Source organism: Vreelandella lionensis, assembly GCF_044543515.1.
GTDB classification, from domain to species: Bacteria; Pseudomonadota; Gammaproteobacteria; order Pseudomonadales; family Halomonadaceae; genus Vreelandella; species Vreelandella lionensis.
In genome coordinates, this window is record NZ_JBITWC010000005.1 from 55515 (window position 1) to 81287 (window position 25773).

The 25773-nt window shown below is 56.2% G+C and carries 23 protein-coding genes; 12 read left to right on the forward strand and 11 right to left on the reverse strand.

Annotated elements, in window-relative coordinates:
* Nucleotides 1-20: 20 nt before the first annotated feature.
* Both ACIGG6_RS04240 and ACIGG6_RS04245 read right to left on the reverse strand, forming a co-directional pair.
* Nucleotides 21-656 (reverse strand): TIGR04211 family SH3 domain-containing protein, encoded by a 636-nt coding sequence (locus ACIGG6_RS04240; protein WP_399842534.1) that lies wholly within the window; start codon nt 654-656, stop codon nt 21-23.
* A gap of 85 nt (nt 657-741) precedes the next feature.
* On the reverse strand, nt 742-1071 hold the full coding sequence (locus ACIGG6_RS04245) for a DUF1820 family protein (RefSeq protein WP_009100748.1): 330 nt from the start codon (nt 1069-1071) through the stop codon (nt 742-744).
* Between the two features lie 209 nt (nt 1072-1280).
* On the opposite strand from ACIGG6_RS04245, the gene ACIGG6_RS04250 reads away from it, so the two are divergent.
* Genes ACIGG6_RS04250 through ACIGG6_RS04260 form a run of 3 tightly spaced genes read left to right on the forward strand, consistent with a single transcriptional unit; the run spans nt 1281 to nt 5347 of the window.
* Nucleotides 1281-2504 carry an acetyl-CoA carboxylase biotin carboxylase subunit family protein gene (locus ACIGG6_RS04250; RefSeq protein WP_399842536.1) on the forward strand — a complete coding sequence of 408 codons (1224 nt, stop codon included), beginning with the start codon at nt 1281-1283 and terminating at the stop codon, nt 2502-2504.
* Nucleotides 2505-2534: 30 nt separating this feature from the next.
* Nucleotides 2535-4559 (forward strand): hypothetical protein, encoded by a 2025-nt coding sequence (locus ACIGG6_RS04255; RefSeq protein WP_399842537.1) that lies wholly within the window; start codon nt 2535-2537, stop codon nt 4557-4559.
* 35 nt (nt 4560-4594) lie between these two features.
* A complete protein-coding gene (locus ACIGG6_RS04260) occupies nt 4595-5347 on the forward strand; it encodes a TlyA family RNA methyltransferase (protein ID WP_399842539.1) in 753 nt (250 codons plus the stop codon).
* 3 nt (nt 5348-5350) lie between these two features.
* Here ACIGG6_RS04260 and mscK read toward each other — a convergent pair whose 3' ends face one another.
* Entirely contained in the window at nt 5351-8671 is a 3321-nt protein-coding gene (gene mscK, locus ACIGG6_RS04265) for a mechanosensitive channel MscK (protein WP_399842541.1), read from the reverse strand.
* Between the two features lie 191 nt (nt 8672-8862).
* On the opposite strand from mscK, the gene ACIGG6_RS04270 reads away from it, so the two are divergent.
* The 4 genes from ACIGG6_RS04270 to ACIGG6_RS04285 all read left to right on the forward strand — a co-directional run bounded on the left by ACIGG6_RS04270 (nt 8863) and on the right by ACIGG6_RS04285 (nt 10980).
* Nucleotides 8863-9894, forward strand: a complete 1032-nt coding sequence (locus tag ACIGG6_RS04270; protein ID WP_083024615.1) for a phospholipase A — start codon at nt 8863-8865, stop codon at nt 9892-9894.
* A 75-nt stretch (nt 9895-9969) separates the two neighbouring features.
* On the forward strand, nt 9970-10302 hold the full coding sequence (locus ACIGG6_RS04275; protein ID WP_083024616.1) for a DUF883 family protein: 333 nt from the start codon (nt 9970-9972) through the stop codon (nt 10300-10302).
* Nucleotides 10302-10706: a phage holin family protein gene (locus ACIGG6_RS04280; RefSeq protein WP_399842545.1), complete on the forward strand. Its 405-nt coding sequence runs from the start codon at nt 10302-10304 to the stop codon at nt 10704-10706. Before ACIGG6_RS04275 ends, ACIGG6_RS04280 begins: the two co-directional genes overlap by 1 nt.
* Nucleotides 10681-10980 carry a YqjK family protein gene (locus ACIGG6_RS04285; protein ID WP_399842548.1) on the forward strand — a complete coding sequence of 100 codons (300 nt, stop codon included), beginning with the start codon at nt 10681-10683 and terminating at the stop codon, nt 10978-10980. The genes ACIGG6_RS04280 and ACIGG6_RS04285 overlap by 26 nt, the downstream gene beginning before the upstream one ends.
* A 130-nt stretch (nt 10981-11110) precedes the next feature.
* Here ACIGG6_RS04285 and ACIGG6_RS04290 read toward each other — a convergent pair whose 3' ends face one another.
* Nucleotides 11111-12295, reverse strand: coding sequence for an NAD(P)/FAD-dependent oxidoreductase (locus ACIGG6_RS04290; RefSeq protein WP_399842551.1), 1185 nt, complete (start codon nt 12293-12295; stop codon nt 11111-11113).
* 184 nt (nt 12296-12479) lie between these two features.
* Here ACIGG6_RS04290 and ACIGG6_RS04295 point away from each other — a divergent pair, with 184 nt between their 5' ends.
* Nucleotides 12480-13547 (forward strand): efflux RND transporter periplasmic adaptor subunit, encoded by a 1068-nt coding sequence (locus ACIGG6_RS04295; protein ID WP_399842552.1) that lies wholly within the window; start codon nt 12480-12482, stop codon nt 13545-13547.
* A complete protein-coding gene (locus tag ACIGG6_RS04300; protein WP_399842554.1) occupies nt 13547-16687 on the forward strand; it encodes an efflux RND transporter permease subunit in 3141 nt (1046 codons plus the stop codon). The genes ACIGG6_RS04295 and ACIGG6_RS04300 overlap by 1 nt, the downstream gene beginning before the upstream one ends.
* A 68-nt stretch (nt 16688-16755) precedes the next feature.
* Here the strand turns inward: ACIGG6_RS04300 and ACIGG6_RS04305 are convergent, their stop codons facing one another.
* Nucleotides 16756-17169, reverse strand: coding sequence for a DUF3617 domain-containing protein (locus tag ACIGG6_RS04305; RefSeq protein ID WP_399842556.1), 414 nt, complete (start codon nt 17167-17169; stop codon nt 16756-16758).
* Nucleotides 17170-17319: 150 nt separating this feature from the next.
* Here ACIGG6_RS04305 and ACIGG6_RS04310 point away from each other — a divergent pair, with 150 nt between their 5' ends.
* The gene (locus ACIGG6_RS04310) at nt 17320-17529 is read left to right on the forward strand and encodes a CPXCG motif-containing cysteine-rich protein (protein ID WP_054644977.1); all 210 of its coding nucleotides are present in this window, start codon (nt 17320-17322) and stop codon (nt 17527-17529) included.
* 16 nt (nt 17530-17545) lie between these two features.
* Here ACIGG6_RS04310 and ACIGG6_RS04315 read toward each other — a convergent pair whose 3' ends face one another.
* The 4 genes from ACIGG6_RS04315 to ACIGG6_RS04330 form a co-directional block, all read right to left on the reverse strand.
* Nucleotides 17546-18388 carry an ABC transporter permease subunit gene (locus tag ACIGG6_RS04315; RefSeq protein ID WP_399842559.1) on the reverse strand — a complete coding sequence of 281 codons (843 nt, stop codon included), beginning with the start codon at nt 18386-18388 and terminating at the stop codon, nt 17546-17548.
* Nucleotides 18385-19296 (reverse strand): ABC transporter permease subunit, encoded by a 912-nt coding sequence (locus ACIGG6_RS04320; protein ID WP_399842561.1) that lies wholly within the window; start codon nt 19294-19296, stop codon nt 18385-18387. The genes ACIGG6_RS04315 and ACIGG6_RS04320 overlap by 4 nt, the downstream gene beginning before the upstream one ends.
* 31 nt (nt 19297-19327) lie before the next feature.
* On the reverse strand, nt 19328-20509 hold the full coding sequence (locus tag ACIGG6_RS04325; RefSeq protein WP_253506001.1) for an ABC transporter ATP-binding protein: 1182 nt from the start codon (nt 20507-20509) through the stop codon (nt 19328-19330).
* Between the two features lie 95 nt (nt 20510-20604).
* Complete coding sequence (locus tag ACIGG6_RS04330) at nt 20605-21708, reverse strand: polyamine ABC transporter substrate-binding protein (RefSeq protein ID WP_399842565.1); 1104 nt, start codon at nt 21706-21708, stop codon at nt 20605-20607.
* A 354-nt stretch (nt 21709-22062) separates the two neighbouring features.
* Here ACIGG6_RS04330 and ahpC point away from each other — a divergent pair, with 354 nt between their 5' ends.
* Together ahpC and ahpF are read left to right on the forward strand one after the other, a co-directional pair.
* On the forward strand, nt 22063-22626 hold the full coding sequence (ahpC, locus tag ACIGG6_RS04335) for an alkyl hydroperoxide reductase subunit C (RefSeq protein WP_083024625.1): 564 nt from the start codon (nt 22063-22065) through the stop codon (nt 22624-22626).
* Nucleotides 22627-22841: 215 nt separating this feature from the next.
* Nucleotides 22842-24398, forward strand: coding sequence for an alkyl hydroperoxide reductase subunit F (gene ahpF / locus ACIGG6_RS04340; protein WP_062359154.1), 1557 nt, complete (start codon nt 22842-22844; stop codon nt 24396-24398).
* A 103-nt stretch (nt 24399-24501) separates the two neighbouring features.
* On the opposite strand, the gene ACIGG6_RS04345 is transcribed toward ahpF, so the two are convergent.
* Entirely contained in the window at nt 24502-25257 is a 756-nt protein-coding gene (locus tag ACIGG6_RS04345; RefSeq protein WP_399842567.1) for a HesA/MoeB/ThiF family protein, read from the reverse strand.
* Nucleotides 25258-25261: 4 nt separating this feature from the next.
* Nucleotides 25262-25762 (reverse strand): Lrp/AsnC ligand binding domain-containing protein, encoded by a 501-nt coding sequence (locus ACIGG6_RS04350; RefSeq protein ID WP_044628221.1) that lies wholly within the window; start codon nt 25760-25762, stop codon nt 25262-25264.
* Nucleotides 25763-25773: the final 11 nt, after the last annotated feature.

The following is a 25773-nucleotide window of genomic DNA, read 5'->3' on the forward strand; positions in this document are numbered from 1 at the left end:
TATCCTAAAAACCTAACTGTTTAGAACCAGCGGTCACGCTTGTTACGACGGCGCGGCAAGTGCGGCACAATCAGCCCCACCAGCAGGCCAGCGCCCGCCACACCGCCACCGTACATAAAGTAGCGCATCAGCAAGTCTTCCTCTTGAGTGTCCAGACGTGCCTGCAGCGCTCGCACCTGTTGGCGTGACTGCTCTGCCTCGTTATCCAGCTCAAGGTTCCTCGCTTCCAGGTCTGCGATGCGCTGCTCGCGAACATCAAGCGTGGCGGTCATGGAAGAGACCCGCTGCTCCCAGGTATCGTTGATACCGTCAAGCTCTTGGGTCAGCTCTTCCACCTGGGCCTGCAGCTCGGGCAATTGCTGACGAGCACTAGGCGTTTGCTGAAGCTCATTGCTCAAAACCCACACCGTATCGCCGCTATTGCTGCGCACCCGGGTGTAATCACCGCTGGTTTCCAGCACTTCCACCTGCTCGCCTGCATTGAGCGTTCCCACAATGCGATAACCATCTGTCGGCCCACTGCGCACGTAGGTACTTAGCTCATCGCTGACCCAGGCTTGGTTATCGGATTGAGCGAATGCCGCTTGGCTGCTCATGCTTAGCAGCATGCCAACTGCGGCGGCATAACAATTACTGCGAAATTTATCTACTTGCATGACGTCATGTCCTGATCATAAAAACGCGCGTGGCCGACGAAGCCACCGCGCGTATCGCTCAAAGCGTTGCGCGTGTCTAAAGCGCTTACCCTTCCCCGCGGGGCGGTAACGGGAAGGGACGAGGAAACTCTGCGACGCGAGCATCACTTTTCACGGCCTTCAGGGGGCCTTCACGCTCTACCTCATCAATCCGCACAATGGCGTTAAGAGGCAGGTAACTACGCTTCACACCCTCAAAGGTTCGCTGCAGTTTTTCCGCTCCTGGATCCACCACCACTCGCGACGCATCGTCAAAGACAAACTCCTCGACTTCAATAAAGCCCCAGAGTTCGCTCTGAAAGATCTCTCTGACGTATAAATCCCAAATTTCACCCTGCTGGTGAACCACCACACGGTAGATCGGCTTGGCCGCCATCTTGGCCTATTCCTCTTGCCACTTGAACGTAATGTTAAGCAGCAAGCCTACCATACTCGCGGGTTGCCCTTTAGCAGACATCGCCAAACGGCGCTAATTCCCTGCCATTTTCGCTTCAGAGTGTGCTAATTAGCCGATGATACCCCTGGTCGTGTATGGTGAAGTGAGTGGTTGGCAAGAAAATTCATCTACCCATAGGAGTCACCATCATGCAAAAGGATCCCAATAAGGGCTATATCGCCCTCTTAGGCTGGAGCCTCAATGCGATCGAAGCTGCGGAGAATTTTGACCGCCGCTACATCGTGGTTGCACCCGACTGGGCGGAAGAGTACTGCCAAAAGCACGATATCCCCTACGTACCCTGGAATTTCGAGCGTCTGAATGACCGCTCCATGGAGATCGCGGAAACGCTGAAAGATAAAGGCGTCGACGTTGCCATCCCCTTATTCGAGGAAACCGTTGAGTGGGCAGGTGCCATTAACTCGGTGCTGCTGGACAACCCACGCCTTTACGGCCAGTCACTGCTGCTGCGTGACAAAGCGCTAATGAAGCGCCGCGCCCAGCTTGGCGGCATTCGCGTGGGTATTTTTGAAGAAGCCCACGATAAAGAGGACGTGATTCGCTTCCTCAAGCGGGTCAACCAGACGCTGCTGAAACTCGATGGCGACCCCAACGATCCCATCCACCTAAAAGCGTTTGATAAAGCGGGCTGCCTGGGCCACCGGGTCATTCGTACCCCCGATGAAGTCGATACCATCCCGGATGAAGAGTTTCCGGTACTGATGGAGTCGCACCTGGATGGCTGGGAATTTGCGGTAGAAGCGTGGATTCACGATGGCAAAATCGCCTTCCTGAACATTTCAGAGTACGTCACGCTGGGCTACTCGGTGTTTGTGCCTGCCTCTCCGGAGCTGGAAAAATACCGTGAGCAGATCACCGCACAGATCGAAAAACTGATCAAGGCGTTTGATATTGAGTTTGGCCTGATCCACCCAGAGTACTTCGTCACCAGCGACGGCGAAATGTACTTTGGCGAAGTGGCCTATCGTCCGCCGGGCTTCAAAGTGTTTGAGCTACTGGAGCGGGTCTACGGCTTCAATGCTTATCAAGCCTCCATGCTGGTCTTCGATCCGAAAAGCACCAAAGAAGAGGTGGCTGCGTTCTTCCCGAAAGAGATCGTCGATGCCGACGGCTTCGCGGGCTGCTTTGGCGTTTATCCGCGCCGTCGGGTAGTGAGCCGCTTAGAGATTCCAGAAGAGACAGAAGATCACCCTTACTTCGAGTCTCACGAACTGACCTCGCCGGTGGAAGAGACCGTCACGAAACGCACCGCCTTTGGCACTCACTGGGGGTTGATCTATTTTAAAGGCGAGGATGCGCATACGATTCGCGATCTGCTAAAACGCCAAGAAGATCTCGACTTCTATGTATAATCCTTGCCAAGGCTGGGATAAGGAGTCACCGTGACGACCAAGCAAGAGGCCTCTTCCACTGAAGATGGCAAGCTCAATGGATTGCTGAGCAAATTTGATGATGCGGTGCGCCTGCTTTCGCAGGCGCCTGCCTTTTCTAAACCGGCAAAGCTGCCACGCGTACTTGATACTGCCCGTCGCGTACTCATGCAAGCGGGCGGCTGCGCCGCTCTTGAGCAGCGCGCGGCGGATTTTGAATCCGCTGGCATTTTTGCCGGGTCGGATTGGGAAACCCCACAGTACCTAATCCCCACATTGACGACCTACTCGCTTAAAAGCGCCGATGCCAATGTGGTGGTGATTGAAGCGCTGAGCGAACTGCGGCTGTTGGCCGTGGCAAAAGACAATTACGCCCACACCTTAATTTCTCAAGAGCATGCCCACCACTACCTGACCCAGGTAATGGCGATCAACCTATGGCTGCTTTTCAATGCGCCCAGCGAAGCCGAGCGGGAAACCCAAGGGCGCTTGGCGAATATCTCCCGCCAACTGTTTCAGCACTTAGCCGAGCGCATCGGCTATGAGCACGTTATCGACCAGCTGATTGATGAGATCTGGCGCATTCTCAAGCAGCGCCCCATCCAGGTCGATGCGATTAAACAAATGATCACCCAGATCGCGCTGTGCCAGGCCAACCCGGAGATTGACCTGGGAGCCAGCGGACAAGGAGCTGACAGGTTAGTTAGCTCGCTGTATGGCCCCACCCAGGCCTGCCGCGAAGATCCAGGCCTTGAGGTGTATCGCGCCCGCTTAGAGCGCATGGATAGCGCCACGCTCCAGGCGGAATCCACCGGCTTTGCCCGTGCCATGCACGACACCGGCTTAGTATCCCCCTACCATGCCGTGCTCTTACGCTACCTGCTGGAAGAGGGCGACCATCTGCTCTCAGAGGCGCTGGGGCTCTCCTCTACTGGCCGCGACTGCCTGCTGTGCTACCGCGAGTTGGTGCATGCGCTGATTCGCAGCGGCGTCTACCCGGCGACGGCACAAGCGGTGTATGGGCTGGCCTTATTGTTAGAACGCGGCATTCTTTATCAGCCACCTGTGGCACCGGCCATGTGGCGTCAGCTCAACCTTCAGCTCTCTGAGTGGGCAGAAGGACGCCTGACGCTTGCCTATGGCGAGGTTGCCTCACCCCGCGCCCGACTCATCGAAGGAGTGCTGTGCATGCTGGGCCTGCCGCTGGGCGTGGGCCAGGGCAACAACCCGACCTGCCAATCAGCCCGGGCGCTCTCCACGTGGGCGTATAACGACCCCGACTATCTGTTACAGATGGTCACCTGGGCGGCGCGGGATGATGAAATCATCATGCATTTTGAAGGCCAGCCGATCTCCTCTAACGAGAGCGTATCTGGCGTGGCTGCCCAGTTGCCGATGGATCTTGATCCGGTATCGCTTATCGTCGTGCCTCATCTGGACCGTATTTATGCAGAAATGGGCAGACGCTGCATCGGCCGTGAAGGCGATCCCCACCGCTGGGTGAATCCCGAATTTCACGGCTGGTGGTCTGGCCGCGGGTTCAGTATTAACGTCGATGTCGCCACCGGTAAGCTCTGTGAAGTGGATACATTCATTCGTCACTTCTACGCCAGCTACCACCCCTACTACAACGGCAACCAGCCGCTGATTCATCCGCAGCCTGCCGGTATCGCAGTCACCGATAGCGCTGCGCGGTTTATCGGCTGGCATGCCATTACGATTTTGCGGGCCTCCCTCGACCCCAACAACGTGATGCGGGTCTACTTCTACAACCCCAATAACGACAGCGGTCAGGATTGGGGCGACGGCGTTAAGGTCAGCACGTCCGGCAACGGCGAGCGCTTTGGCGAAGCCTCTCTTCCATTTGAGCAGTTCACTTCGCGTCTCTATATCTACCACTACGACCCGTTGGAAAGAGGCGAGCTAGCCACAGTGACCGATGAAGAGCTAGCGCGCGTAAAAGGGTTTCTGCACCGCAGCTGGGGGGCGACCCGCATTCCACCGACCGACCTGCAAGCCGACCAAGGGCCCCGTTAACACGGGGCCTTCCAAACACTACAGACACGACCAAGATGATACGACTCGATCAACTGCTGGTCAGCCAAAGGCTGGCCAGTTCTCGTACCCGTGCCCAGCGGCTGATCAAAAACGGGCGCGTTTTTTTAAGCGACGGCACCTTGCTGAGCAAACCCTCTGAAAAATGGCCGACCGATGCCCCGCTCCGCGTGGAAGAGGACCCAGAAGAGCGCTACGCCTCACGCGCAGGGCTAAAGCTAGAAGGCGTTCTACAGGCGTTAGCCATGCGCTTAGAGGATAAAGGCGTGCTGGATATTGGCCAGTCCACGGGCGGGTTTACCGACTGCGCCCTGCATTTTGGCGCACGCCACGTAATAGGCGTGGAAGTCGGCCACGACCAGCTGGCAAGCCACTTACGCAGCGACCCACGAGTAACCTGCCTGGAAGGACTCAATGCCCGTCATATGAGCACCTCAGAGGCACTTTTGAGCACGCTTGCCGAACGGCCGATTGATCTTGCGGTGATGGATGTATCGTTTATATCCCAGACGCTGATTCTGCCTGAGATTGCCGCCCTACTGCCGCCTAGCGGGCAGCTGCTTTCGCTGGTAAAACCACAGTTTGAGCTAGACCCCGGTGCGCTGGATAAACGCGGCGTCGTGCGCGACCCTCGTCGCTACGCGGAGGTGGAGCAAAAAATACGCACCGCCTGCGAGCAGTGCGGGCTCGCCATCAGCCACTGGCAAGAGAGCCCGATTACCGGCAGCGACGGCAATCGGGAGTTTCTTCTTCTCGCCAGCAAGCCCTAGCGGTTAGCTCAACGTAGCAGGCGGGAGGGTCGGCTTGGACTGCACTTTCACCGACTCCCCTTGCTCACGATGCAGCCATACATCGAGCTGTTCAAAGGCGATCTTCACTCCCGCCTCCTTGAACAGCTCATCCACCCGGCAATTCACCTCATCGGCCGCAAACAGGCGGTCTAACAAGTCATTGACGAAAATACGCAGTTCGAAATTGAGGCTGTGAGGGCCGTAACTTAGGCAGAACACCTGCGGCTCAGGGTCATCCAGCACGCGGGCATTTTCATCGGCCGCTTGACGCAAAAGCTTATGCACCAGAGGCAAATCTGAACCGTGTGAGACCCCGTAAGTGAGCACCACGCGGGTCACATTGTCGGAGAGCGACCAGTTAATGAGCTGATCCGTGACGAAAGTCTTGTTGGGAATAATGATCTCTTTGCGGTCGAAATCGGTCACCGTGGTGGCCCGAATACGAATCTGACTCACCGTGCCGTGCAGGTTGCCTATGGTAATGGTGTCACCAATACGAATAGGGCGCTCAAACAGAATAATTAGGCCGGAAATAAAATTGGCAAAAATTTCCTGTAAACCAAAGCCTAACCCGACGCTCAACGCTGCCACCAGCCACTGCAACTTATCCCAGGACACACCTAAGGTCGCCAGCGACATCACGATGCCGGTTCCCACAATGGTGTAAGAGAGCAGCGAGCTGATGGCATAAGCGCTCCCCTGCTTGAGCGCCAGGCGCGATAACACCATCACCTCCAGCAGGCCAGGAAGATTGCGAGCCGAAATAAAGGTGATGGCCACCACCAATAGCGCCGTGACAAAGTCCGAGATCGATAGCGCGTTGTCGACCAAATCTCCTTCAGCCGCATTCCAAAGCGATACCTGATCTAAATACCCCAAGACAGCGAGCAGGTCCGACCACACCAGATAGAGCAGCGCGCTAAAACCTATTAATAAAATAAGCTTAGAGAGCCGCAGCGACTGGGCGTTGATTTTTTCCATATCCAACGGCGGCTCTTCAACCACCTCTAACCCACCTTCAGCACCCTCTTGTACCTGCGCACGGCGGCGGGCTAACGCACGGCGATAAGCTAACCGACGGGCGGCCACTGCCAAACTGCGCACCACCGTCGCCTCAACAACCACCCAAAGCCCCAATAAATAGAGCGTAATGGCAAAGCGTGCCACTAATCTGAGCGCCGTATACTCATATCCCCACGCCACTAACCCAAGCAGCACCAAGGGCACAGCCGCCATCGCCAGACCCAATATCAGCCTGAAAAGCCGCACACCAAAAATCGGCACATGGGCAAGAATAAGCTGCGCCAGCCACCAGGCCATCGCAAGCAGCCCGCTCATGAACAGCGCCATCGCCACCGGGCGCTGAGCCAGCGGTGTTTCCATCTGCTCGGACATGGCAGCAATGGCAACCACCGGCACCAGAGCAATCCCCAGGCCGATCAACAGTCGGCGCAGCCGCACATTGTAAGCGGGTGCCCAGGTGAAGTGACGCTCTGCGACACCATCAGGCACCAGTAACCGCCGCCCGAGCGCAACAACGAACCAGCTCAGCCCAAGCTGCAACAGGGCGGGCGCAAGCCCCAGTGCAAGGCCGCCTTCCGCAGTACGCAGGGCTACCCCCGTCCCTGCCAGCGCCAGCGGCCCAGGCAGCGCCAGCAGCGCATTGTGCAGTACCGCTTTGGGGGTGTGTAGCTGGGTATCGCTCTTCAAGCGGCCAATTTGTGAATGAATCAGCGCCAGTCGCTTTTTGATACGCCCGCGCAGCGCAATCAATACCACGCTCAGCAACAGCAGCGGCGCGCCTACTAGCATTTCCCAAGAGAGCCCCCGCCAGCGGGTAGGCAGTACCGCGCGCCACTCCCCTTCATGCCACTCCTGCGTGAGATAACTGGGCAGTTGACGTAGCCAGTTCACATCCAACGGGCGGCTGTTGGCTACCCAAAACAGCTGCTCATCAATGGTGGCGCGCAGATCATGAGTAGTGGAGAGCAGCTGCTGCTGATTGAGCTGTAGCTCGATGGCTGAACTCAACAGGCTGCCGTAGGCCTGCTCGAGCTGCTCCACCAGCTCACGGCGGGACTGATAAAGCCGCGTCAACGAGTCCACCAGCCCTGGAGTTACCTCAACCCCCGCCTCTTCAAGGCGCTGGGCGGCCAACCGCTCCCCTTGGCGGAGCTGGTCGCGCTGGCGAATAAGATCGAACTGTTTCAAGCGCAGGTCAGCAATCTCATCCTGCAAATCGCGCCGGGGCACTACGGCAGGCAGCGACTGGCGCTGCTCGCGGAGAATACGAGAGAGCAACTGGCTGCCGCGAATGGCTTCCATCTGCTCATTAAGGCTGCGCTGCAGCTGGCGAACATGCTCTAACTGACGCTGCGCCTCGATGTTTTCACGCACGATGCCATTGGCACGGTCCGTCGCCCGCAGCAGCTCAAGGCTTAGCGTTTGATTGACCTGCTGAGCATTCAGCACGACGGGATGACCTTCCGCGATGAGCGGGTCATTTTTGGCGGCGTCGGCGATGGCCTGCTCAGACTGAAGGCGTCGCTGGCGGTCGATCACGCCCTGCAGCAGGCTAAGCTGCTGCTCTTGCTGATCGATCTGCAGGGCCAGCAGGTCACGGCGCTGTTGAGCCAGTTCACGCAGGCGGCTGTTGGCACTTAATTCACGCTGGTTCAGGCTGACCTCTTGCTCTGCCAGCGCTCGCTCTAAGCGCCACTGGATGAGCTGTGCATCCTCGCGAGCCGAAAGCTGACGATCCGCCAGCAGCGCAGCCCGAGTATCATGCTCACGGCGTAGCGTTTCCGCGCGCTGTAGCGCATCGGAAATGGCCTGCTGTGCCCGTTCGGGTAGCGTTTGAGCAGCTAACAGCTGGGAGTTCACCTCTGCCATCTGGCTCTGCAGTTGCTGCAGCTCCATCACGGCGTCAGCCTGCTCGGCTTCTAATGCCTCTAACGGCATATCACTGAGGTTATTGACCGAAAGCTGTTGGCTCTCCTCTTCGGCATCATTAAGCTCGCGCTCTAAACGCAGCAATAATTCTGGTGCCTGATTCACCCGCTGCTCTAGCGCCTGCTGGCGCTCTTCGATGGCCTTGAGGCGCTCATAGGCCTGCAGTGCTGCGGTCAGCGCCGCCTGGTCACGCTTTTGGTCGGCGGTTAATTCGGCATCTAGCGACTCAATGGCCGCCAAGCGCTCAGTTAGCTCTGCTTCAGGAGGGACGCGCTCAACCGCAATAGTTTGAGCGGTTGCGGGACCAGCCAGCATCGCTACCATGTATAGGCAGCAAATGACGGCTTTCATGGCATTTCTCACCACGTTACTTATGCCTCATTGACATGTAAGCCCGCCGAATCGGGCAAGATTCCCATTGTCGGGGGTTAGCAGTCGTTGCGCAATCCAGTTAGCTAGCGGGATATCGACAGTTGACTTGCACGAGCGGCATGTATAGAAACGACGCTGGCACCTCTTTCCTTAATTTGTGAGCCACGTTGATGGTTATCCAAAAACTGTTGTTAACCGGCCTAGTGGTGGTGGTAAGTGCTGATATGCTCAGCCAGAGCGCCCAGGCCGACACCCAAGAAGAGATTGAAGCGCGTATTCGTGCACTGAATACCGAGCTTTATCAACTGCGCCAGCAACTGCAGCAAATTGACGCACCTGAGGAAGCAGCCCAAGGCGTTCCTCCCAAGCAGTTGCCGGAAGAAGTTGCTCTGGAGGACCTGAGTGATCGTCGCCAGTTGGAGCAGGAGTCGTCGCGTAACCCGTTTGCAATCACCACACACCGAACCAACTATCTTTTTCCTGTCAGCTATAACACCAATAAGAATGCTGAGGACTTCCGCAGCATTTCTGAAGACGTAAGGCCTAATAGCGGAGAGGTGAAGTTCCAATTTAGCGCCAAATTTAATATGGCTGAAAATGTGTTTGGTGATATCGGCGATGTCTATTTTGCCTACACTCAGCGCAGTTGGTGGCAAGCGTACAATACCGATGCTTCCTCCCCCTTCCGGGAAACCAACTACGAGCCCGAAATATTTATCGACTTTGATAACGCTTGGAGCGCGCTGGGCTGGGTAAATACTCGCAACCGGATCTCTTTTATTCACCAATCCAATGGTCGTTCCGACCCGCTTTCGCGTAGCTGGAATCGTGTCTATCTGGAGAGCACCTTCCAGAGCGGTGACTGGGCGCTAACGCTGGCTCCTCACTGGCGCGTACCTGAGTCTGAAAGCGATGACGACAACCCGGATATCGAGCGTTTTGTCGGCTATGGGGATATTCGTCTTGCCAAGCGTTTACAAAATAACCATGAATTCGCTGGGCAACTGCGTGGCAATCCAAGCACGGGTAACTACGGCACCCAGGTTGACTATAGTTGGCCAGCGTTTAACGGTGTGCGCGCCCATGTACAGTACTACTATGGCTACGGTGAAAGCATGATTGATTACGATAATCGCGTGCACCGTTTAAGCCTTGGTTTTAGTCTTAACCCACTATTTAGCGCCACCGGGCTGAACCGTTAAACGACAAGGGTTGTCTATCAGGTGGCGGCTGCTATGCTGAAGTCGTCACTCATTTACTCGTCAAAGGAAGACATCATGGCAAAACGTAATACAGATACCTCCGCACGCGCTGACCAGCTGAAAGAAGACCTGCGTCACCTCAGCGAAACAGTCGAAGAGCTGATGAACGCAACCTCCAAAGACGCCAGCAGCGAAATGCGCGATCTGCGTGAGCGTGCCGAGCGACGTTTAAAAGATACTCGTACTCGCCTAGAAGCCCGCGGAGAACGTTTCTACGAAGACACCCGCGAAACGCTCTCCGAACAGGCAGAGTGTTGTGACCGTTATGTCCATGAAAACCCCTGGACCAGCATCGGTATTGGCGCCGCTGCTGGCCTTGTCGTTGGTATGCTGCTCGGGCGTCGCTAATGGCTTTGGGTCCCACCCAACGCGTCTTTTCTGCCGCCAAACGCCTGCTGAAATCACTGGTAGCTAACAGTGAAACGCGCCTGCGTTTGGCGGTTTTAGAGCTAGAAGAGGAGCGCGCGCGTTTACTGGTTTTGCTGTTACTTGCGGGTGCCAGTCTACTGCTCCTGCTATTAGGCGTTGCCACGCTTACGGCGCTGGTGGTGGTTCTCTTCTGGGATACTTATCGATTAACGGCAATTAGCGTCAGTGCTGGTGTGCTCATCGCGTTAAGCATACTGCTAGCGATGATTGCTATGCGTCAGGCCAAGCGCCATACACTGCTAAAAGAGACGTTAAAGCAGCTTGCCGCCGACCGTGCACTGCTGGAGGTGAATGAGGATGACTCGTCACAACAGCGTCGTTAAACCACCTAGCCGGGCAGAACGCAAAGCAGCTCTACTGGCGGAACTGGAGCAACAGCGTATCGATATCTTAGTCGATAGCGATACGCTACAGCGGGCATCATCGCCGCTGGACAGAAACTGGAAAAGCCTCAAGCTTCCCCTGTACGCCATTGGCGGCATTGCGGCCCTGCGCATTATGCGCCACCCGGGCGGCGCCATGGTCGTAGGCCGAAAAGCCCTAGCAGGCTATATGCTGCTGCGTAAGTTCAAGCTGCTGGCTAAAATAGCTACCTAGCGTCTCACTGCTCTATCTTTAAGAACCATTTTAAGAACTACTAGGTTAAGAACTACTAGGGCCTTAAGTACTTCTAAAAGCCGTTACGGCATCACCGTAGCGGCTTTTTTAGTGGCTCCATTTTAGCAAGTTAGCACGCCTGGCCGCAGGCCACACCGCTTGCCCAGGCCCACTGAAAGTTATAACCGCCTAGTTGGCCCGTCACATCCAGCACTTCCCCAATAAAGCGCAGTTGAGGTAGATCCTTTACTTCAAAGGTTTTGGATGAAATGGCGTCGGTGCTGACACCACCCATCGTCACCTCGGCCGTGCGCCACCCTTCGGTGCCTGCAGGTTTTAGCTGCCACTGATTTAGCCGCTGGGCCCAAATATCTAGCGCTTCGTTGCTATATTGCGCCAGCGGGCTAGTTAAATGCTGATCGGGATACCACTCTAATAGCGCCTGAGCAAAGCGCTTGGGGAAACGCTCGCCTAGCCAGGTCGACAGCAGCCGCTTAGGGGTTTCCTGGCGCGCATGGCGCAACGCGCCAGCCGCGTCTTCACCCGGCAAGAGGTCGATGGAGATTGCGCTACCCGGCTCCCATACGCTGGAAATTTGTAGCATAGAAGGGCCGGATAGCCCTCGATGGGTAAACAGCATCGGCTCGACAAAGCGCTTCTCTTTGCAGCTCACCGCCGTGGGTACGCTAACCCCGGAAAGCCCGGCGGCCCGCTCTTTCCAGCTATCGCTTAGGGTAAACGGCACCAAACCTGGGCGGGTAGGCAGCACCTCTAAGCCAAACTGGCGGGCAATATCGTAACCAAACCCTGTGGCCCCCATAGTGGGAATGGAAAGCCCTCCGGTCGCCACGACCACCACCCCTGCATCAATCGTGCCCAGGGACGTGGTCAACCGCATCCCCTCACCCTGACGCTCCAGCCGAGAAACGGATGTGCTCAGTTTAATCGCCGCCCCGGCCCACTCACATTCGGTCAAGAGTACCCGCACGATCTCTTTGGCGGAATCTGCGCAAAATAGCTGCCCTGGCGCTTTTTCCACATATTCAACGCCATGGGTTTCTACCAGCGATACAAAGTGTTCTGGGCGATAACGTTTTAATGCAGAAATGCAAAAATAAGGATTTTCAGAGTAAAAGTGTCCAGGCGCTGTATCAAGATTGGTAAAGTTACAGCGGCCTCCCCCAGACATAAGAATTTTTTTACCCGCTTTGTTCGCATGGTCGACCACCAAAACGCGTCGCCCGGCATAGCCAGCCTGTGCCGCGCACATTAAACCAGCGGCACCTGCGCCAATGACTACGACGTCATAGACCATAACTGAGGCTCCCAGAGTGAAAAGGCGGGCATTTTAACAGGTAAGAAGCGCCAAACTACTGTACATTTTAAAAACTCATGTATAAGAAATGCACAAGATACTGCCTATTCGCCTCAACAATGTTGCAGGCAATGACTTACTATCATCGCCGATTGCGGAATATTTCAATAATACTGAGACACTTATGATCGCTTTTAAACGCTCCTTTTGCTGCCTCTTGCTACTCCTTGGATGGGCTTCTATTGCCAGCGCACAATCAAAGCCGCCTGTGATTGGTTATTACGTTGAGACAGAGACCTGGTCCGACCCGCTGGAAGCACTAGGCACCTTACGTGCTGATGAAAGCGTGACCTTATCGGCCACCGTAACCGACACCATTGCAGAGATTAACTTCGATGATGGCGAGCAGGTAGAGCGCGGGCGTTTACTGGTTCGTTTGGAAGACGCCGAAGAGCAAGCACTGCTAAGAGCCGCCCAGGCCATTACCGATGAGCGGCGAAACGCTTCTGGCCGTGCTTCGCAGCTGCAGCAGCGCAACTTAGCGGCTAGAGCAGACGTAGAAGACACTCAATCCCAGCTGCGCCAAGCACAAGCCGATGCCCAAGCCCTGGAAGCTAGACTGGAAAATTACCGGATACACGCGCCGTTTAGCGGCCGCGTAGGATTTCGTGACGTCAGTGTAGGCACCCTCGTCACCCCCGGCATGGCGTTGGTGACGCTAGATAAGCTAGATGTAATGAAACTCGATTTTACCGTACCAGCGGTATTTTTGGAGCGGCTATCCGCCGGGTTAAGTCTTAGTGCCACCACGGCGGCGTACCCAGACGAGGTATTTCGCGGCGACGTTGCCAGCATTGGCACAAGGATTGACCCGGTATCCCGTAGCGTTAGCGTGCGTGCCGAGTTGGCCAATCCAGACTTAAAGCTGCGGCCCGGCATGCTGATGGAGGTCATTGTTCAGCAGCGCGTACGCAACACGCTGGTGCTGCCTGAAGCCGCGATTCAGCCTAGCGGCAACCGCCACTTTGTGATGGTGATTCAACAGCAGGAGAATGCGCCACGCTTAGAGCGCCGAGAAGTAGCTATCGGCGAGCGCCGCAGCGGGGAAGTAGAAGTACTAGAGGGCATTAGCGAAGGCGATTTGGTGGTGATTCATGGCCTGCAGCTAGCCCGCGAAGGCCAGGAAGTACGCATATTAGGCATTGCCGATGACAGCACGGACATTCGCTCGCTGCTGGAGGCTGACCGCTAATGCGTTTATCCGATATTTCCGTTCAGCGGCCAGTGCTGGCCATGGTAATTGCCGCACTGATTATTGCTTTTGGCTTGCTGGCCCTTAACCGCTTGCCGCTGCAAGAGTACCCCACGGTTGACCCGCCTATTGTCAGTATTGACACCCGCTACCCCGGTGCTTCTGCCAGCGTAGTAGAAACACGCATTACCCAAGTATTAGAAGACCGCATTGCCGGGGTAGAAGGCATCGAGCTGATCACTTCGCAAAGCGAAGATGGCCGCTCGCGCATCGAGATCGAGTTTGCCATCACCATGGATATCAACGCCGCCGCGAACGATATCCGCGACCGCATTTCAGGCGCGCTGCGCAACCTGCCGGACGACGCCGACAACCCGGAAGTCACCAAAGCCGACAGCAGCGAAGAGATTGTTGTTTGGCTAAGCCTGTCCGGCGCAGATTACTCGATTGCCGAACTCACCGACTACGCCAACCGCTTCCTGGTCGATAGCCTCTCAGTACAGCCGGGCGTTGCCCGCGTAAGGGTGGGCGGCGGCCAAGATTACGCCATGCGCGTCTGGCTCGACCGTAACGCCTTAGCGGCCCGTGGCCTCACCGTGGGCGATGTGGAAGATGCCCTACGTGCTGAAAACGTTGAGCTACCGGCAGGCTCGATTGAATCCGATGACCGCCAGTTTATCGTCCGCCTACCCCGCAGCTTCGCCACCGCCGATGATTTTCAGCGCCTAGCCCTCACTCAAAGCGACAACGGCTACCTGACTCGTCTCTCCGATGTTGCTCGGGTGGAAGTTGGCTCTGTGGAAGACCGCTCCGTTTTCCGTGCCAACGGCGTGCCTATGGTGGGGCTAGGGATGATTATGCAGTCCACCGCCAACGTGATTGAGCTTTCTGAGGCGGTTCAAGAAGAGTTGGGGCGGCTTCAAGGCACTCTGCCTGAAGGCATGTCGCTTGCCCTGAATTACGATGCCTCGGTGTTCGTTTCCGGTGCCATTGAGCAGGTGGTGATGACCCTCTTTATCGCCATGGGGCTCGTAGTGGTGGTGATTTTCCTGTTCCTCGGCAATCTGCGCACCACCATTGTGCCCGCCGTCACGGTGCCGATTGCCGTCATCGGTGCGTTTACAGCGCTGGCAGCCATGAATTTCTCCATCAACCTGCTCACCCTGCTCGCACTGGTACTGGCCATCGGGTTGATTGTTGATGATGCCATTGTGGTGCTCGAAAACATCAACCGACGCATGCACGACTACGGCGAAACGCCGCTAGTCGCCGCCTTTCGCGGCACGCGGCAAATCGCCTTTGCGGTGATTGCCACCACCCTAGTGTTAGTCGCCGTCTTTGTGCCACTGAGCATGCTGCAAGGCGATATTGGTCGGCTGTTCTCGGAGTTCGCCCTCACCATGGCAGCAGCAGTGGTCGTCTCTACCCTGCTCGCATTGACCCTAACGCCAATGATGGCCTCCAAAATACTCAAGCCCGGCATGCACGATAGCCGCATTGGGAAAGGCGTGCAGTGGCTGCTGGACGGCACCAAACGCCGCTACCAGCGAGCCTTAGAAGCCGTACTAACGGCCAAATGGCTGGTCGTGGCCCTGTTTGCCCTACTCATTGCCGGAACGGCGTGGCTCGCCACAGCGCTGCCCAATGAATACACCCCGCAAGAAGATCGCGGTAACTTTATCGTGCTGGTCAACGGCCCGGAAGGAGCCACGTTCGACTACATGATGGATTACATGGATGAGATCGAAGCGCGGCTGACGCCCTTTGTAGAGAGCGGCGAGCTGGAGCGCGTGGTGGTTCGTGCCCCGCGTGGCTTCGGTAATATCGAAAACTTCAATAGCGGCTTTATCATCGTCAATATGGCGGACTGGGGCAGCCGCCGCAGCGCCTGGGAGATTATGGCCGACGTGCGCCATCAGCTACGCTCACTGCCTGGGGTTCAGGCCTTTCCGGTGATGCGGCAAGGCTTCGGCCAACGTACCCAAAAACCGGTGCAGTTTGTGCTGGGCGGCGGCACTTATGAAGAGCTGGCCCGCTGGCGTGACCGGCTGATTAATCATGTGCGGGAAAACAACCCACGTCTAACCGCCATCGAAAGCAATTACGATGAAACCCAGCCTCAGCTGCGTGTCGATATTAACTATGAGCGCGCCGCTGCGTTAGGCGTCACCGTGACGGAGATTGGCCGCACGCTGGAAGTGTTGCTAGGTGGCCGTAACGTAACGCGCTATGTGGATGATGGCGAAGAGTACGATGTGTTTGTGGAAGGTGACCGCAGCCGCCAAAACAGCCCGCGCTCACTGGATAATATCCAGGTGCGCTCGGCGCGTTCCGGCGAACTCATCCCACTGGCAAGTCTGGTCACGCTGTCAGATTTTGCCGGTGCCAGCACGCTGAACCGCTTCGACCGCGTGCGCGCGATTACCATTGAAGCGAACCTCGCCGATGGCTACCCGCTGGGCGAAGCGCTGGCATACCTGCAAGACACCGCCGACACCATTCTGCCGGAAGAGGTACAAACTAACGTGGCGGGGCCATCGCGGGATTTCCAGCAGGCAAGCGGCGCGACGATGTTCCTACTGGTGCTAGGTGCCGTGGTGGTGTTCCTGGTACTGGCCGCCCAGTTCGAAAGCCTCATCCACCCGTTTGTGATTATGCTCACGGTGCCGCTGGCCATGAGCGGTGCCCTGCTGGCTCTACTGCTGAGCGGCCAGTCACTGAATATTTACAGTCAGGTGGGCTTGGTGCTGCTGATTGGCTTGGCGGCTAAAAACGGCATTCTCATTGTCGAATTCGCTAACCAGTTGCGGGATGAAGGGCAGGCATTTCGCTCGGCGCTGATTGAGGCCTCGGTGACCCGCCTACGACCCATCTTGATGACCGCCGTGACCACCATGGCCGGTGCTATTCCGCTGATTATCTCCAGCGGGCCAGGGGCGGAGTCGCGGTTGGTGATTGGCACGGTCATCATGGCCGGGGTTGGGGCTGCCACCGTCTTCACGCTGTTTGTGGTGCCCGTGGCGTACGACCTGCTGGCCCGCCACTCTGGCTCGCCTGGAGCAGTGAAGCGCCAGCTCGAAGAGGAGATCGCCAACGCGCCTACGGCTCAACACACGCCGCTTGAGTCGCCAGAGCGATAACGCATCCCCAAAAACACTAAGGGCGCCAACGAGGCGCCCTTAGTGTTTAAACGTCACAGCGGCTGTGCTTATTCGCAGTCGCCGATACGCTCGCCTTCAATCGTGGTGTTCATGGTCAGCTCTCCCATGGGAGACTGAGTCAGAATATCCACGGTGCCTTCAATTTGCTCGCCCATAAAGCGCATTTCGCCGTCGATCGTGGCTTCGCCACCTTCAGCGCGGCATACCATGCTGTAGGAGAGGCCGTCGGCACTCATATCCTGGTTGAGCAGCTCGCAGCCCTCTTCCTCTTCGATGAAGCCAAAGTCAGCGCCTTCCAGCTCTTCCTGAGTGATGCACTGACGCTCGGTTTCCGTTTGATCGGGAATCTGCATATCGCCGCTGACGCTAGTCACGCTGACAAACTCCCACTCGCCGGGCGTAACATTAGGTGTTTCCGCCTGGGCAACCATCGGGAAGGCCGCTAAGGCCGCAACTGCCATGTACCGTTTCATCATCGTTATCTCGCTAGGTGGTTCGGGAAAACTCGTCATTATCCTACCTGATTCGTTGATCAGGTGCCTGCTTGCAAACAGCACTGCTACACTAAGCTGTCAATGACATTGAGTGTAACGCTGAAAAGGGCAACAACCATGCACGACGACGCACTAATTAATCATGATTTCCACTGCCCTTACTGTGATACGCCGCTCACCTTTGTGATCGATACCTCTCAGGGTAGCCACGACACCTGGGAAGATTGCCATCAGTGCTGCGCGCCCATCCAGCTACAGGTCATTGTGTCACCAATGACCGGAGAGCTAGACGCCGTCATCACTGGACGTGACGACGACGTGCTGTAGCGTTGGGTTAAAAAGCTTAAGCCCCCTCCCCTTGCTGTATCACTGACTGGCGCTTGGCCTCGCTGCGGCGCATGAAGTACCACGCCAGAAGTGTCGCCAACGATACGGTCAGAATAATCAGCGTCGCCAGCGCGTTGATCTTCGGCGACACGCCCATCCGCACCGAGGAAAACACCACCATCGGTAGCGTATTGGCCCCCGGCCCAGAGACAAAGCTGGCAATCACCAAGTCATCCAACGACAGCGTAAAGGCCAGCAGCCAGCCTGCAGCGAGGGCGGGTGCAATGACCGGTAGCGTAACGAAGAAGAAAGTTTTGACCGGCGGTGAGCCTAAATCCATCGCCGCCTCTTCAATAGAGCGGTCCACTTCCCGCAACCTAGCCGCCACCACCACCGCCACGTAGGCGCTACAGAACGTAGTGTGGGCAATCCAAATAGTGGCCATGCCACGGTCGGCGGGCCAGCCGATCAGCTGCGCCATTTGCACAAACAGCAGTAGCAGCGAAAGGCCGGTAATCACTTCCGGCATCACCAGCGGTGCGGTCACCATGCTGGAAAGCGCCGTTTTGCCACGAAAATGGCCATAGCGCGTCATCACGAACGCGGCGACCGTGCCCAGGCACACCGCCATACTGGCCGCAAAGAAGGCAATCTCAAGGCTGGTCCATACCGCCGACAGAATCTGCTGGTCGCGAAACAGCTCGCCATACCATTGGGTTGAGAAACCGGCCCATACGGTTACTAGGCGCGACTCATTAAACGAATACACCACCAGCACCATCATGGGCAGGTACAAAAACAGCAGGCCCAACACCAGCATCACGGTGGTAAAACTTGGGCGCCGACGCGATCTCATCATTCTTCAAGCTCCCGTGACTGGTAGCGGTGGAACCACACAATGGGAATGAGCAATAGCAGCAGCATCACCATGGCGAGCGCTGACGCGACCGGCCAGTCGCGGTTAAGGAAGAACTCTTCCCACAGCACCTTACCAATCATCAACGTATCGGGGCCGCCCAGTAGCTCAGGAATCACAAACTCCCCAACGGCAGGAATAAACACCAGCATTGAGCCTGCGATAATGCCCCCCATCGAGAGCGGCAGCGTCACCTTTAAAAAGGTATTGAGCTTACGCGACCCAAGATCCGAGGCCGCTTCCAGCAGCGAGTTATCCAAACGCGTCAGGTGGGCATACAGCGGCAGTACCATAAACGGTAGGTAGGCGTAGACAATGCCCACAATTACCGAAAACTGGGTATTCATCATCCGCAGCGGTGAATCAATCACCCCCAACCCCATCAATAGGTTATTGATGAGGCCACTATTGCTAAGAATACCCATCCAGGCGTATACCCGAATCAGAAACGATGTCCAGGATGGCAACATCACTAACAGCAGCAGAATCAGCTGCAAGCGCCCTGGGGCACGGGCCATGGCGTAGGCCATCGGATAGCCAATCAGCAAACACACCACTGTCGCCACAAATGCGGTTTTAATCGACCCCCAGTACGCGGCGACATAGAGCGAATCCGACAACAAAAACAGATAGTTGCCTAGGTTCAAAAAGATGTTCAGCGTTTGATCGGCATACTCTACCAGCGGCCCGTAGGGAGGAATGGCAATAGCCGATTCAGAAAGGCTGATCTTAAGCACCAGCGCAAAGGGCAGTAGGAAAAATAGCGTCAGCCACACCAGCGGGAAAGCAATCACGGCGCGTCGGCCTAAATGCAACCGCTTGATAAAGCCTGCAATGCGAGATGGCATCATAATAGGCAATCTCCTGTCAGCCACCTGGGCATTAGCGGTTCAGCACGATAGCGCTATGATTTTCCCAATAAACGTACACGCTATCCTCCCAGGTTGGGCGGTCACCGCGCCGCTCGGTGTTGGCCATGCTCACTTTAATCATCTGCCCGGAAGCAGTGCGCACGTAGTAAAGTGAATAGCCGCCCAAGTAGGCGATATCATCCACCTTGCCCGCTTCCCAGTTGTACTCTGACGACGGCTGCTCACGGGTTAGCCAGATTTTCTCAGGGCGCAGCGCCGCCCACACCCGGCGGTCTACTGCCTGGGTGGTAATGCCGTGGTCGATATAGATCGGCCGTGAGAGCGCAGGTGACTCAATGCGGCAGTGGTCAGCGGCGTCCTCAATGATCTCACCCTCAAACAAGTTCACTGTACCGACGAACTCGGCCACCATCCGGCTGGCAGGGCTTTCATAAATATCCACCGGCGAGCCAACCTGCTCAATCCAGCCATCCGCCATGATCGCCACACGGTCGGCCATGGTCATGGCCTCTTCCTGGTCGTGGGTCACCATGATGCAGGTCACACCCACCTGCTCAATGATCTCGACCACTTCCAGCTGCATTTCGGTGCGCAGCTTTTTATCCAGCGCGCCCATAGGCTCATCTAGCAGCAGCAGCTTGGGCCGTTTGGCAAGCGAGCGCGCCAAGGCGACCCGCTGGCGCTGACCGCCAGAAAGCTGGTGGGGTTTACGCTTAGCGAAGCGCTCCATATGCACCAGCTTGAGCATCTGGGCAACCCGCGCTTCAATTTCAGCTTTAGGCAGCTTGTCCTGCTTTAATCCAAAGGCAATATTCTGCGCCACGGTCATATGCGGAAATAGCGCATAGGACTGGAACATCATATTGATGGGCCGCTTGTGTGGCGGCATCTCAGTGATGTTTTCGCCACTCAGCAAAATGCGCCCTTCGCTGGGCGTCTCAAAACCGGCAAGCATGCGCAGCAGGGTAGATTTACCCGAGCCAGACCCACCTAGCAGGGCAAAAATCTCGCCGCGCTTTACCTGCAAATTCACATCATCTACGGCAAGCGCATCATCAAACCGCTTGCTCAAGCGCTTAACCTCTAAAACGATATCCTCGGCAAATCGAGGTGCTTTCCCCTGAGCGCGCACAGGCGGGGGAATGGCAGACGAAGAGGATGAAGAATCGTTCGACAGGGGCGTAGTGACCATTCGCCACTCCCATCAAAAGGCCCGGTTAACCGGGCGATAAAAGACAAACAGCGAGCCGAGCAACTGCCCGGCTCGCCGTCAGGCGATGATTAGAATTAACGGCCAGACTTAACGCGGTTCCAGGTGCGCGTACGGGCACGCAGGATATCCTGGGGTTTTTCTACCTGGACATACAGGTTCTGCATGACGTCGGTTTCCGGGTAGATGGCCGGATCGTTAATCAGCTCATCTGAGAGGTACTCGTTCGCCGCCAGGTTGGGGTTGGCATAGCGCACGTACTCGCTGATCTCAGCAGCAATTTCAGGGTCGAGGATGAAATTAATAAACGCGTGGGCGTTTTCGGGATTCGGAGCATCTGCCGGAATCGCCATCATATCAAACCACAGCGCAGCGCCCTCTTTCGGGATGCTGTAGCCAATGGTGAAATCACGGCCCGCTTCTTCCGCACGCGCGGCAGCCTGGAAGATATCACCAGAGTAGCCTGCCGCCACGCAGATATCACCGTTGGCAAGGTCAGACACATAGCGCGAAGAGTGGAAGTAGGTAATGTTATCGCGCACTTTGGAGATTAGCTCACCGGCAGCCTCAATGTCCTCAACGCTTTCATTGAGCGGATCAAGGCCAAGATAGACCATCGCAGGTGACAGCATTTCATCACCAGAATCCAGCATCGCAAGGCCACAGCCTGCTTCACTAAGCTTGGTGGTAATTCCCGGGTCAAATAGCAGTGCCCAGCTATCTAACGGTGCGTCGTCACCCAAAATTTCGGTGACGCGCTCAACGTTATAGCCAATGCCGTTGGTGCCCCACATATAAGGAACCGAGTATTCGCTACCTTGATCGATGGTTTCCAAGTTAGCCATCAGTTCAGGATCAAGGTTATCTAAATTGGGCAGCAGCTCATGGTTAAGCGGCTGAAAAACGCCTGCTTTCAACTGGCGGGTGAAGTAGTAGGTCGAAGGCACGACCACATCGTAGCCGGAACGGCCGGAGAGCAGGGCCGCATCAAGAATTTCGTTACTATCGTACACGTCGTAGGTTATTTCAATACCGGTACGCTCGGTAAACTTCTCCAGCGTTTCCGGGGCAATATAGTCAGACCAGTTATATACCCGCACTTCTTCAGCATGGGCAGCAGCGGCCGCTACGGCAAAAGAGATGGCCGTAACGGCCCCTGAAAGTTTTTTAATGTTCCCCATTTACCTGCTCCTTATCTCGAAAGTCTTCATCACCAATGGCCATGTACTGCAACCGGCTGTCGCTGGCTGATTCGCCACCCTATGCAACTAGCTTCAACTGAAAACAGCTTAGGCGATTATCGCAACCGTGCGAATTTTGCGGTGCAGTGCCGTCTATCGCAAGAGTATGTGAAAAATTCTTGTATTCAGCTCCCTATGCCCCCACTTTCCACCTGCGCGAAAGGTAGCAAGAAAGGTTCATAGCCAACACCTATTGGAAAGATTCAGTTTTCCAATTTTAGCTATTAGTCGTAGTCCGCTACCATAAGCAACAACTTTTTCTACTGCCACTCACCTATTATGGAGACGTTCTGAATGTCTTTGATTAACACTGAAGTAAAACCGTTTAAAGCCACTGCTTACCTGAACGGCGAATTTGTTGACGTTACTGAAGCCGACATGAAAGGCCAGTGGTCCATTTTCTTCTTCTACCCGGCCGACTTCACCTTCGTTTGCCCGACTGAGCTGGGCGACCTGGCTGACAACTACGAAGCCTTCAAGAAGCTGGGCGTTGAAATTTACAGCGTGTCTACCGACACCCACTTCACACATAAAGCATGGCACGACAGCTCTGAAACCATCGGTAAACTGCAGTACCCGATGATTGCTGACCCGACCCTGCAAATTTCTCGCAACTTCGAAGTTCTGATCGAAGAAGCAGGTCTGGCTGAGCGCGGTACTTTCGTCGTTGACCCGGATGGCAAAATCCAGATCGTCGAAATCAACGCTGGTAACATCGGCCGTAACGCTGAAGAGCTGCTGCGTAAAGTGAAGGCTGCTCAGTACGTTCGTGAAAACCCGAACGAAGTATGCCCGGCTAAATGGAAAGAAGGCGAAGAGACCCTAGCTCCGTCTCTGGACCTCGTAGGCAAAATCTAAATTGCCTACCGCTGCCGCTTAGGATTCGAATCGCATTAAGTTGAATCCCTACAGGCAGCACAGCACCCGGGCACTTGGCCCGGGTGTTTCGTTTAAGCACCCGTGTAACCGCATCCCCTGTTTTCCCTAGCGCTTTTTCCGACTGCCCTACTGATCCGGCAGCGGGCGTTTTAGGTTGAGAACAACTTACTGCTGACTGCGAGGAAGCCACTGTCATGCTGGACGCCAATTTAAAAAATCAGTTGAAAGCTTACCTGGAAAAAGTGACTCAACCGTTCGAGATCGTTGCGTCCCTCGATGACGGTGCCAAGTCACGCGAATTACTGGGCCTGTTGGAAGATATCAGCAGCCTCACCGATAAAATTACCCTGCATACCGACGGGCAAGATAGCCGTACCCCGTCGTTTGCGATTAACCGCCCCGGCGAAGAGACCGGCGTGGTGTTTGCAGGCATCCCCATGGGCCACGAGTTCACCTCGCTGGTACTGGCACTGCTGCAAGTCGGTGGTCACCCACCGAAGACCTCTCAAGAGCTGTTAGATCAAATCAAGGATCTCGACGGCGAGATGCTGTTTGAGACCTACTACTCGCTCTCCTGCCAGAACTGCCCGGATGTAGTTCAGGCGCTGAACCTGATGGCGATCTTCAACCCGAACGTGCGTCATGTCGCTATCGACGGTGCGCTGTTCCAGGATGAAGTCGAATCGCGCGAAATCATGTCCGTGCCCAGCATCTACTTAAACGGCAAGCCGTTTGACCAGGGCCGCATGACCCTTGAGCAGATTCTGGCCAAAGTGGACACTGGCGCTGCCGAGCGTGAAGCCAAGAAGCTGAGTGAAAAAGCTGCCTTCGATACGCTGGTGATTGGCGGCGGCCCAGCAGGTGCAGCGGCAGCCATCTACTCCGCACGTAAAGGCATTAACACCGGTGTTGCCGCCGAGCGCTTTGGTGGCCAGGTATCCGACACCATGGGTATTGAGAACTTTATCTCTGTTACCCACACCGAAGGCCCCAAGCTGGTCAGCGCACTTGAAGAGCACGTTAAAGAATACGAAGTCGACGTGATGAATCTGCAACGTGCTACGTCGTTCAAAGCAGCAGAAGCCGAAGGCGGCCTGCATGAGGTCACGTTTGAGTCTGGCGCGAAGCTGAAGAGCAAAACTCTGGTACTGGCCACCGGTGCCCGCTGGCGTGAAATGAACGTGCCCGGCGAGCAAGAGTACCGCAACAAAGGTGTTGCCTACTGCCCCCACTGCGACGGCCCGCTGTTCAAAGGCAAGCGGGTGGCGGTCATCGGTGGCGGTAACTCCGGCGTTGAAGCGGCTATCGACTTGGCTGGCATCGTCGGCCACGTAACGCTGGTTGAGTTTATGGGTGAAATGCGCGCCGACGCGGTACTGCAGAAGAAGCTGAAGAGCCTGCCTAACGTCGACATCGTGCTAAATGCCCAAACCACCGAAGTGACCGGCGACGGCAGCCGCGTCAATGGCCTGACCTACAAAGACCGCAACACCGATGAAGTGAAGAGCATCGCGCTGGAAGGCATCTTTGTGCAAATCGGCCTAGTGCCTAACACCGAGTGGCTGAAAGGCTCGCCAATTGAAATGTCACCCCGTGGCGAGATCATCGTCGATGCCCACGGTATGACCTCGGTGCCCGGCGTGTTCGCCGCTGGCGATGTCACCACCGTGCCCTACAAGCAGATCATTATTGCGATGGGTGAAGGTGCCAAAGCGTCACTGGGTGCCTTCGATTATCTGATTCGTAACTAATCTGCTAGATGACTGGCTGATAGGGCGGCAGCGCCGCCCTACTGAGTTCGTTCCCTTTGACGTGAAGACCGTGACGTCGCGCCCGCCTCCCTGCGGGCTTTTTTTATGCGCGAGCGTTGCACACCGGGCACGCCGGGTCTCTAGGCACCTGAAAATGGCGCCACTGGCCGCTCAAGCCATCAAAGGTAGATAAGCCCTGATGCGCCGTCCCCGCGCCACTTAAAAGCTTAAACGCCTCCACCGCCTGGAAGCAGCCAATCAGCCCCACCAGCGGGGCCATGACACCGCTCTCTGCACAGCTCAGCGCTTCATCTTCGCTATCCCCTGGTGGGTATAAACAGGCGTAGCAGGGGCACGCCTCATCACGCGGGTCAAACACAGCCAGCTGGCCCGAAAAGCGAATCGCCGCGCCGGAAATCAGCGGCACGCCTGCCTGCTGGGAGGCGGCATTGATGGCATAGCGGCTGGAAAAACGGTCAGTGCAGTCCAACACCACATCGGCCGAGGCCACCAGGGCGGTGAGCACTTCGCCTTCTGCATGCTGCTCAAGGGCCACAACGTGGCACTCTGGGTTGAGCGCCTGCATGCGCTCCTTGGCTGAACGCGCTTTGTTCACCCCCAGGCTTGCCTGCTGATGGGCAATTTGGCGCTGCAAATTGGTTAGCTCGACATGGTCAGCATCGGCGATAGTGATGGTGCCTACGCCCGCCGCCGCCAGATAGAGCGCCACCGGCGAGCCCAGCCCACCGGCACCGATAATCAGCGCATGGGCAGCACGCAAGCGCTCCTGCCCGTCAATATCGACCTCGGGCAGCATGATTTGGCGGCTATAGCGCAGCAGCGCCTGATCGTCCATCATCGCGTTACTTATCCTCAAATTCCTCGAAGTCGGGGATGTGCAGGCTAAAGCTCTCCTTCACCTCCTCCATCACCACGTAGCTTTTCGACTCTTTCACACCCGGCAATGTCAGCACCACATCGCCTAACAGCTGCCGGTAAGCGGCCATTTCAGGAATACGGCACTTCAAGATGTAGTCAAACTGGCCGGAGACCAGATGGCACTCCTGAATCTGCGGCAGTTTCTCCACCGCACGCCGAAATTCGTCAAAGACAGCAGGCGACTGGGTTTCCAGGCTGATCTCAACAAATACCAGTAAGTTAGCTTTTAATGCTCTGGGGTCGAGAATGGCTTGATAGCCGCGGATAATGCCCGCGCGCTCCAAGCGCTTCACTCGCTCTAAGCAAGGGGTTGTGGATAAACCAACTTCAGAGGCAAGGTCTACATAGGAAATGCGCGCGTTCTCTTGCAGGCAGCGCAAAATTTTCAGGTCGATACGGTCCAGCGTTCTATTTTTTGGTTTCATGGCAGGATCCA